Origin of the sequence: Streptomyces sp. NPDC001532, from assembly GCF_040298625.1 — a bacterium.
GTDB lineage: Bacteria > Actinomycetota > Actinomycetes > Streptomycetales > Streptomycetaceae > Streptomyces.
Genome location: NZ_JBEPAL010000006.1, coordinates 237,288 through 245,854, shown reverse-complemented (window position 1 = coordinate 245,854; position 8,567 = coordinate 237,288). Strand labels below are relative to the sequence as shown.

The following is an 8,567-nucleotide window of genomic DNA, read 5'->3' as shown; positions in this document are numbered from 1 at the left end:
TGCCATGGCTCCGCCATGCCGCCCTCCTCCGCCTTGCGATGCACGGCACCAGACGCCGCTCGCTGATCCGGCCTGATCGACGAGACACCCCCTAGCGCGAACGGCCGGGGAGAGGGCGGGACTGCGTACCCTGCTGGTGACTCACAGGTCCACGGGGGGAGGGCGTGCCATGCAGCCGCTCGGAGTCGACGAACCCACCAGCGTGGGGCCGTACCGGTTGCTCGGCCGGCTCGGCTCCGGCGGGATGGGGCGGGTCTACCTCGGCCGCAGTTCCGGTGGGCGCACGGTCGCGGTGAAGATCGTGCACCCGCACTTCGCGCTCGACGAGGAGTTCCGGGCCCGGTTCCGCCGCGAGGTGTCCGCCGCACGGCGGGTCGGCGGCGCCTGGACCGCGCCGGTCCTGGACGCCGACCCGGAGGCGCCGGTGCCGTGGGTCGCCACGGCGTACGCGGCGGGACCCTCCCTGGCCGCGGCCGTGGCGGACACCGGCCCGCTGCCGGTGGCCACGGTGCGGGCGCTGGGCGCGGGCCTCGCCGAGGCGCTGGCCGCGGTGCACGAACTCGGCCTGGTGCACCGGGACGTGAAACCGTCCAACGTCCTGCTCACCCTCGACGGACCGCTGCTGATCGACTTCGGCATCGCCCGCGCCACCGAGGGCACCGCCTCCCTGACCTCGACCGGCGTCTCCGTCGGCTCCCCCGGCTACATGGCGCCCGAGCAGATCCTCGGCAAGGGCGTCACGGGCGCGGCGGACGTCTTCTCGCTCGGTTCGGTCCTCGCGTACGCGGCGGCCGGCGAGCCGCCGTTCCCCGGCGACTCCTCCGCGGCGCTGCTCTACAAGGTCGTCCACGAGGAGCCCCGGCTCGCCGGTCTGGAGGGCGAGCTGAAGGACCTGGTCGCCGCCTGCCTGACCAAGGACCCGGCCGCCCGCCCCACCCCGGCCGAACTGGCCGCGCGGCTCGCCCCGCAGGGCGCGGCGCGCCTGGTGGCGGCCGGCTGGCTGCCCGGGCCGCTGATCGAGGGCGTCAGCCGCAGCGCGGTGCGGCTGCTGAACCTGGAGGCGGCGCAGGAACCGGCGGTGAGCGTGCCCGCCGGGCCCTCGGCCCCGCCCGGCCCTGTGGACGCACCGGTGGACGCGCCGTCCGGACCCGTCGGTTTCAGCACACCCGCGGTGAGCGCGCCGCCGACGGCCGGCACCTTCGGGCCGCCGCCGGTGATGCCGGGACCGGGCATGCCGGAGCCGCGCCGCCCCCAGCCGTACGAGGACGCCGCTCCGCCTTCCGGCCGGCGCCCGGGGAGGCTCTCGGTCACCGTGGCCGCGTCGGCGGCGCCGGAGCCGGGCGGCCGGGGCCGCCGCCTCAGCTGCTCGGTCGCCCTCGCCGTCGCGGGCGCGCTGGCCGCGGTGACGGTCGGCTCGGTGTTCGTGTTCGACCTGCTGCCGGGCGAACGCCGGGACACCGCGGGCAGCGGCGGCGAGGACGCCTACTCCGAGCCCCCGGGCGCCGGTGACTCGGCCGCGGGCGAGGCGCCCTCGCCCGGATCCGGCGTCCCCGCCCGCTACGTCGGCACCTGGGAGGGCCGGGGCACCGTCCTCGACGGCAACCTGCCCGCCGGCACCTTCAAGATCACGATCCGGCGGGTGGACGTCGGCGAGGAACTGGGCCGGCTGCGCCAGACCGACCCGCTGGGCGGCGTCTGCACCGATGTGCTGACGCTGACGGAGGTGACGGAGAAACAGCTCGTCGCCACGTCCGTCGGCGCCGAGGACAACCACGCCGGCTGCGACCCGGCGAAGGCGACGGTACGGCTGACCCCGGTCGGTGACGACCTGACGTACCGGTCGGACAGCTCGGCGGCGGGCCGCCCGGAGGCCCGGATGTCCAAGGTCGGATAGCCGCACCCCCCACGGCCGGTGCCGCCTCCCCTAGGGTCGGCCGGATGAGTGAGTCTTCGTTCCTCGACCGCGTCGAGCGGTACTACGCCGCCGTCCCGCAACTGTTCGCCGGTGCCGAGGAGTTCGGGTCGCTGCGGCTGTTCGTGCGGAAGGAGCCGGGCGCCCCCTACTACGGCGGGCCGGGGCACGCCCGGCCGACCGGGGACGGCCCGGTGACCGCCGCGGACGTCGAGCGGGTGCGGGCCAGACAGCGGGAGCTGGGGGTGCCGGAGGCGTTCGAGTGGCTGGCCGAGGCGGCGCCGGAGGCGCGGCGGGTCGTCGCGGCGGCGGGACTTCCGGTCGCCGAGCGGCCCTTGATGGTCCTGGAGGGCGCGGCGTCGGCGGCGGCCCTGCCGGACGGGGTGTCGTCGCGGGTGGTGGGGGCCGACGATCCCGTGCTGCCCGCCGTGCTCGCCGTGCCCCGGCTGGCGTTCTCGGCGACGGGCCCCGCGGGGCGCGAGGAGCTGCGCCGCGCCGCCGACGAGGCGGTGGCGGACGGGACCCTCGCCGCCGTCCGGCCCGCCCTCCGCGCGGGGCACAAGGTGCTCGTCGCCGCGCTGGACGCGGACGGCACACCGCTCGCCGTGGGCCACTACCACCCGGCGGAGGGCGCGACCGAGATCGGCGGGGTGGGCACCCTGCCCGAGGCCCGGCGGCGCGGCCTCGGCGCCGCCGTCACCGCGGAACTGGCCACGCACGCCCGGGCGCACGGCGTCCGCACGGTCTTCCTCGCGTACGCGCAGGAGAGCGTGGCCCGGATCTACGCCCGGCTGGGCTTCCGGCCCGCCGGGGTCACCCTGCTCGCCGCCGACCAGCCCGCCCGAGGGGCCTGACACCCCCTAGAATCCCGGCAGTTCGTGCCGCAGACCGCCACGCCTGAGGACGCCGCCATGTCTCGACGCCGTACGACAGGTTCCACGGACCGGTGAACGGGCCGGTGCTGGTGGCCGCCGCCGCGCTGTGGGGTGCGGGGGCCGGGGCGGTGCTGCCGCGGGCCGCGTACCGGTTCGCCGTGCCCTCGGAGAGCGGCGGCCGGCGCGACGCCTGCCCCGGCGGCCACCCGGTCCGCGGCTGGCTCGGCGCGGCCCGGTGCGGGCGGTGCGCGGGTACGGCGGTGGCGGCGGGCCCGGAACCCGGGTCCCGGGCCGTCGGTACGGCGGTGGCGGCGGGGCCGCTGTACGGGCCGCGCGCGCTGCCGCTCGCCGCCGTCACCGCGCTCCTCTGCGCCGGTCTCGCCGCCGCCACCGGGCCCCGGCCCGAACTGGGCGTCTGGCTGCTGCTCGGGCCCGTCGGCGTGCTGCTGACGGTGATCGACCTGCGGGTGCACCGGCTGCCGGACGCGCTGACCCTGCCGCTGGCCGCCGCCGCGCCGCTGCTGCTCGGGCTCGCCGCGCTCGCCCCCGGCCATGCCGGCGACTGGCCGAGCGCCCTGTACGGCGCGCTCGGGCTCGGCGGCGGCTATCTGGTGCTCTTCCTGGTCAACCCGGCGGGCCTGGGCTTCGGCGATGTGAAGCTGGCGGTGGGCATGGGCGCGGCGCTCGGCTGGTACGGCTGGTCGGCGGTGCTGCTGGGCGCGTTCGCCGGGTTCCTGCTGGGCGCGCTGTACGCGGGCATGCTGGTCGTGCTGGGCCGGGCCGGACGCGGGACGGCCATCGCGTTCGGTCCGTTCCTCCTCGCGGGGGCGTATCTCGGGCTGCTGTCCGGCGCGGGCGCGGCCTGACGTGAGCGCGGTGAAACGGCTGGCGTACGCTGGGCGAGTCCGTCCACAACCCTTGACGAAAGGGACGCCCCGGTGACCGAGAAGGCCGACCTCCAGTCTGTGCTCGACCGCGCCGCAGAGGGTGGGCGGATCACCCCCGAGGAGGCGCTGGACCTCTACCGCGACGCGCCTCTGCACGCGCTGGGCGCCGCCGCCGACGCCGTACGCCGCCGCCGGTACGCGGGCGTCGAGCACATCGCGACGTACATCATCGAGCGGAACATCAATTACACGAACGTGTGCGTCACGGCGTGCAAGTTCTGCGCCTTCTACGCCCCGCCGAAGAGCGACAAGGGCTGGACCCGCGACCTGGACGACATCCTGCGCCGGTGCGCGGAGACCGTCGAACTCGGCGGCACGCAGATCATGTTCCAGGGCGGCCACCACCCGGACTACGGCGTGGAGTACTACGAGAAGCACTTCTCGGCCATCAAGAAGGAGTTCCCGCAGCTCGTCATCCACAGCCTGGGGGCGAGCGAGGTCGAGCACATGGCCCGGATCTCCGAGGTCAGCGTCGAGGAGGCCATCCAGCGCATCCACGCGGCCGGCCTCGACTCCTTCGCGGGTGCCGGCGCCGAGCTGCTCCCGGAGCGACCCCGCAAGGCCATCGCCCCGCTGAAGGAGAGCGGCGAGCGCTGGCTGGAGATCATGGAGACCGCGCACAACCTGGGCGTCGAGTCGACCTCCACCATGCTCATGGGCACCGGCGAGACCAACGCCGAGCGGATCGAGCACCTGCGGATGATCCGTGACGTCCAGGACCGCACGGGCGGCTTCCGCGCCTTCATCCCGTACCTGTACCAGCCGCAGAACAACCACCTGAAGGGCCGCACCCAGGCCACCATCTTCGAGTACCTGCGGATGATCGCGGTCGCGCGGCTCTTCTTCGACAACGTCGCCCACATCCAGGGCTCCTGGCTCACCACCGGCAAGGACGCGGGCCAGCTGACCCTGCACTACGGCGCCGACGACCTCGGCTCGATCATGCTGGAGGAGAACGTCGTCTCGGCGGCCGGTGCCAAGCACCGCTCCAACCTCATGGAGATGATCGAGATGATCCGCGGCGCCGACCGCGTCCCGGCGCAGCGCTCCACCACGTACGAGCACCTCCTGGTGCACGACGACCCGGCGAACGACCCCGTCGACGAGCGGGTCGTCTCCCACATCTCGTCGACCGCGATCGAGGGCGGCACGGCTCATCCCGAGCTGAAGATCCTCGCCGCGAACTGAGCGCGCGGTGCTGACCCTTCACGTCGCCGACGCCTCGCCCGAGGTTGCCGTCCTGGTCGACGGCGACCGCATCGCCGCCGTCGGCCCGTACGAGGAGCTGACCGCTCCGCACCCGCACGCGCGGGTGCGGCGCTGGCCCGGCATCCTCACGCCCGGGCTGCTCAACCCGTACGGCCCGGAGCTGCTGGAGCGGACCTACCACCCGGACCCGCGCGAGGCGGACGCCCTCGGCACCGAGCCGATCGGCGGCGAACGCGCGCAGGCGCTGTTCCGCGCGGACCCCGCCCGCCGGGGCGCCAGCGCGCGGCGCGGTGTGCAGCGGCTCCTCGCGCACGGCACCGTCGCCATCGCGGGGGAGCTGCGCGAGCGGGCCGCGCTGGACGCGGTGCGGCGCGCCGGGCTCGCCGTCGGGCAGCGCCCGCCGTCGCTGCCGGGGCCGCCGTCCTTCTCCCCGGCCCCGCTGATCCTGCTGCCGCCGCTGGCTCCGGGCGCCCCCGCCCGTTTCGCCGTCTTCGACGTGCCCGACCGGGCGGCCCTGGTCCGGCAGGGCGCCGGCACCTGTGTGGCCACGGTCGTCGCGGGACGGCTGGTGCACCGCAGGCGCTGAGCCGCCGGCCGGCGTGAGACGCTGGGAGCGCTCGATTGGTCTGTACCTGCCATGAGGAAGGTTCGGGTCCATGCGCGCCACCACCGTCCCGCCCGGAACGCCCTGCCTCCCGCCCCGCACCGGCGAACCGCCCCTGCACCGGCTGGAAGTGGCCGGCCCCGCGGCCGTCCCCTTCGCGGCGGGAGCCTTCGACACCCTCGGGCCGCTCTCCCGCCTCGACCGGCCGCACCGGCACACCTTCTACGAGATCGTCCAGGTGACCGCCGGGTCCGCGACCCATGTCGTCGACCTCGACCGCCGGCCGCTGACCGCGCCGCAGCTGGCCGTGCTCGCGCCGGGCCAGGTGCACCACTGGGCGGACGCCCGCGGCCTCGACGGCACGCTCGTGCTGTTCACCGAGGACTTCCTGGTGGACCACCCCGGCGACCGCGAGCTGTTCCGGCGGCTCGCCGCCCGCTGCCGGTTCCGGCCGTCGCCGCAGGAGGGGGCACGGATCGGCGCCCTCATGGCCGAGCTGGTCACCGAGCACGAACAGCGCCGGCCGGGATACGCGGGGGTGCTGCGGGCACTGCTGCACGTCCTCGCCGTCCGGCTGGACCGGCTGCCGGGCGGCCCCAGGCCCGGCGCCCCGGCCGAAGGGCGGGGCGCGGCGGTCGCCCGGGCCTTCGCCCGGCTGGCCGCCCGGCCCGAGGCGGTCGCCTGGACGGTCCGCGAGTGCGCCGAGCGGCTGGGAGTCACCCCCGGCTACCTCACCCAGGCTGTGCGGTCCGCGACCGGCCGCAGCCCGGGACGGCTGCTCATCGAGGCCCGCACCCGCCAGGCCCAACAGCTGCTCGTGCACACGGAGTTGTCGGTACGCCAGGTCGCCGCCCGCACCGGATTCGCCGACCCGGCCTACTTCAGCCGCTTCTTCCGCCGCGAGACCGGGCTGAGCCCCGGCACCTTCCGAAAACACCACAGTCGCGCACACCAGTCCATCGAAGCCCCGCAGGCCCGCGCCTAGGTTCGGTGTCGTTCCGACCGCCCCCACAAGGAGCCGAGATGGACGACGCGACGCCCCGCCCGCACGACGCGACGCACCCCCCGCACCCCCCGGCCGCCGAGGACAGCCGGCCGCTCGTCCGGCGCAAGACGGTGCTGCGCGCCGCGCTCGCCGCCACGGCCGCGGTCCCGGCCGCCCTGATGGGCGCACCGGCCCTGGCCCGCACCCTGGCCGCCGGTGACACCGCACCCGCGCTCACCCCGCCGTGCGACGACGGCGACGACCCCACCCCGCCGCAGACCGAGGGCCCCTACTTCAAGCCCAACTCCCCGCGCCGCACCAGCCTGCTGGAGTCCGGCACACCCGGCACCCGGCTCACCGTCACCGGGTACGTCTTCGGTCTCGCCTGCCGGCCCGTCGCCGGCGCCCTGCTGGACTTCTGGCAGGCCGACGTCAACGGGGCCTACGACAACACCGGTTTCCGGTTCCGCGGCCACCAGTACACCGGCGCCGACGGCGCGTTCACCCTCACCACGATCGTCCCCGGCCTCTATCCGGGCCGCACCCGGCACATCCATGTGAAGGTGCAGGCCCCGAACCGGCCCGTGCTGACCACCCAGCTGTACTTCCCGAACGAGCCCCGCAACAACACCGACACCATCTTCGATCCGCGGCTGCTGATGACCGTGCGGGACGCGGGCGGCGCCAAGCAGGCGGCGTTCGACTTCGTCCTCGCCGTCCCGCAGGACCCCGGACCCGGCCCGAGCCCGACGCCGCCGCCCGGCGGCACCTGGGCCGTCGGCACCGCCTACCGGGCCGGCGACCGCGTCACCCACGCGAGCCGCGCCTACGTCTGCCTCCAGGCCCACACCGCACAGCCCGGCTGGGAACCGCCGTCCGCGCCGGCCCTGTGGCGGGCCGTCTGAGCGGCGACGCACCTCTCGGGCAGGGCGCGCGGCCGGCGCTCAGCCCGAGAACGCCTCGCCGAACGCCCCGTCCCGCTGGTCGACCCCGCTGCACTCCGACGCCGAGTCGTCGCCCGCGCAGCTCCGGTCGCGGAACGTCGCCCACATCGACACCCACGCGATGCCCTTCGCCTCCCCGAACGACCGCACCCGCGCCGCGTCGTCCAGGGTGAACGTCTCGCCCTCGATGTCGTTCTCGCCGATCATCGAGGTCAGCGCCATGCCCTTCCAGGCCGCCGCGTCCGAGGTGCCGAAGATCTCCTTCAGCTGGAGGTGCGCGGCGGTGGCCGAGGTGACGGCGTAGCCGCCCATGTCCCCGTCGTACGACTCGCCGTAGTTCATCGTCATCAGGTTGACGGTGGAGACCTGGACGTCGTACTTGTTCGCCGACTTCAGCAGGGCCAGGGCGGCGGAGTCCAGGCCGGACGGCATCACCGGAAGGGTGAAGGAGACCTCCAGACCGGGGCGTTCCTCCTGGAGCAGGGCGATCGCCCGGGACCGCAGTGCCACCGACGCCGGGTCGGTCAGCTCGTCGCCCTCGATGTCGAAGTCGGCCAGGTCCGAACCGGCCGCGTCCAGGGCGGCGCCGTACGCCTCCGCCAGCTCCGCCGCGCTCTCGCAGGTCGCCGCCAGCTCCTTGCCGGACGCCCCGCCGAAGGAGACGCGGACGGCGGCGCCCGACTCGGTGAGCGCGGAGATCCGGGAGGCCACGGACGCGTCGTCGACGTCGTGCGTGCCGTTCCACCGTGGTGTGCAGCCACTGCCGTCCGAGATCACGAACGCCAGGTTGTAGGCGGCGGGCGAGCCCGCCGAGTCGGTGTCGTAGGCGGTCGTGGCACTGACGTACGGGGCGTAGGCGGTGGTGGTCTCGGACGGGGCGGCGGTGGCGGACCGTTCGGGCGTCGCGGGTGCCGCGTCCGACGAGCCGTCGCCGGACCCCGCGGAGCATCCCGCGGCGCCCAGGGCGACCAGGCACAGCAGACCGGCCGTCGGCTTGAGGATCGGGTTCATCGCCGGAACGTCTCACGCCCGGCTGGGAGCTTGCCCTGAAAATCCGGGCGATCGCCGCCGTCTCTCAGCGCGGCCACAGA

The 8,567-nt window shown here is 75.4% G+C and carries 8 protein-coding genes; 7 read left to right on the top strand and 1 reads right to left on the bottom strand.

Annotation, left to right across the window (positions count from 1 at the left end):
* Nucleotides 1–169: 169 nt before the first annotated feature.
* The 7 genes from ABT232_RS09100 to ABT232_RS09070 all read left to right on the top strand — a co-directional run bounded on the left by ABT232_RS09100 (nucleotide 170) and on the right by ABT232_RS09070 (nucleotide 7,437).
* Entirely contained in the window at nucleotides 170–1,894 is a 1,725-nt protein-coding gene (locus ABT232_RS09100; RefSeq protein ID WP_351837976.1) for a serine/threonine-protein kinase, read from the top strand.
* Nucleotides 1,895–1,938: 44 nt separating this feature from the next.
* On the top strand, nucleotides 1,939–2,766 hold the full coding sequence (locus ABT232_RS09095) for a GNAT family N-acetyltransferase (RefSeq protein WP_351837973.1): 828 nt from the start codon (nucleotides 1,939–1,941) through the stop codon (nucleotides 2,764–2,766).
* Between the two features lie 92 nt (nucleotides 2,767–2,858).
* The gene (locus ABT232_RS09090; RefSeq protein WP_351837970.1) at nucleotides 2,859–3,653 is read left to right on the top strand and encodes a prepilin peptidase; all 795 of its coding nucleotides are present in this window, start codon (nucleotides 2,859–2,861) and stop codon (nucleotides 3,651–3,653) included.
* Nucleotides 3,654–3,725: 72 nt separating this feature from the next.
* Nucleotides 3,726–4,922, top strand: coding sequence for a cyclic dehypoxanthinyl futalosine synthase (mqnC, locus tag ABT232_RS09085; protein WP_351837967.1), 1,197 nt, complete (start codon nucleotides 3,726–3,728; stop codon nucleotides 4,920–4,922).
* Between the two features lie 7 nt (nucleotides 4,923–4,929).
* The gene (locus ABT232_RS09080) at nucleotides 4,930–5,529 is read left to right on the top strand and encodes an imidazolonepropionase-like domain-containing protein (protein ID WP_351837964.1); all 600 of its coding nucleotides are present in this window, start codon (nucleotides 4,930–4,932) and stop codon (nucleotides 5,527–5,529) included.
* Nucleotides 5,530–5,599: 70 nt separating this feature from the next.
* Nucleotides 5,600–6,532, top strand: coding sequence for a helix-turn-helix transcriptional regulator (locus tag ABT232_RS09075; protein ID WP_351837962.1), 933 nt, complete (start codon nucleotides 5,600–5,602; stop codon nucleotides 6,530–6,532).
* A 38-nt stretch (nucleotides 6,533–6,570) separates the two neighbouring features.
* Nucleotides 6,571–7,437 (top strand): dioxygenase family protein, encoded by an 867-nt coding sequence (locus tag ABT232_RS09070; RefSeq protein WP_351837959.1) that lies wholly within the window; start codon nucleotides 6,571–6,573, stop codon nucleotides 7,435–7,437.
* Between the two features lie 39 nt (nucleotides 7,438–7,476).
* On the opposite strand, the gene ABT232_RS09065 is transcribed toward ABT232_RS09070, so the two are convergent.
* Entirely contained in the window at nucleotides 7,477–8,487 is a 1,011-nt protein-coding gene (locus tag ABT232_RS09065; protein ID WP_351837957.1) for a chitinase, read from the bottom strand.
* Between the last annotated feature and the right edge of the window lie 80 nt (nucleotides 8,488–8,567).

Excerpts from the sequence above, each read along its gene's own strand:
- ABT232_RS09065 (WP_351837957.1), bottom strand. The coding sequence starts at position 8,487 with ATGAACCCGATCCTCAAGCCGACGGCCGGTCTGCTGTGCCTGGTCGCC.
- ABT232_RS09075 (WP_351837962.1), top strand. The coding sequence starts at position 5,600 with ATGCGCGCCACCACCGTCCCGCCCGGAACGCCCTGCCTCCCGCCCCGC.
- ABT232_RS09100 (WP_351837976.1), top strand. The coding sequence starts at position 170 with ATGCAGCCGCTCGGAGTCGACGAACCCACCAGCGTGGGGCCGTACCGG.
- ABT232_RS09095 (WP_351837973.1), top strand. The coding sequence starts at position 1,939 with ATGAGTGAGTCTTCGTTCCTCGACCGCGTCGAGCGGTACTACGCCGCC.
- ABT232_RS09070 (WP_351837959.1), top strand. The coding sequence starts at position 6,571 with ATGGACGACGCGACGCCCCGCCCGCACGACGCGACGCACCCCCCGCAC.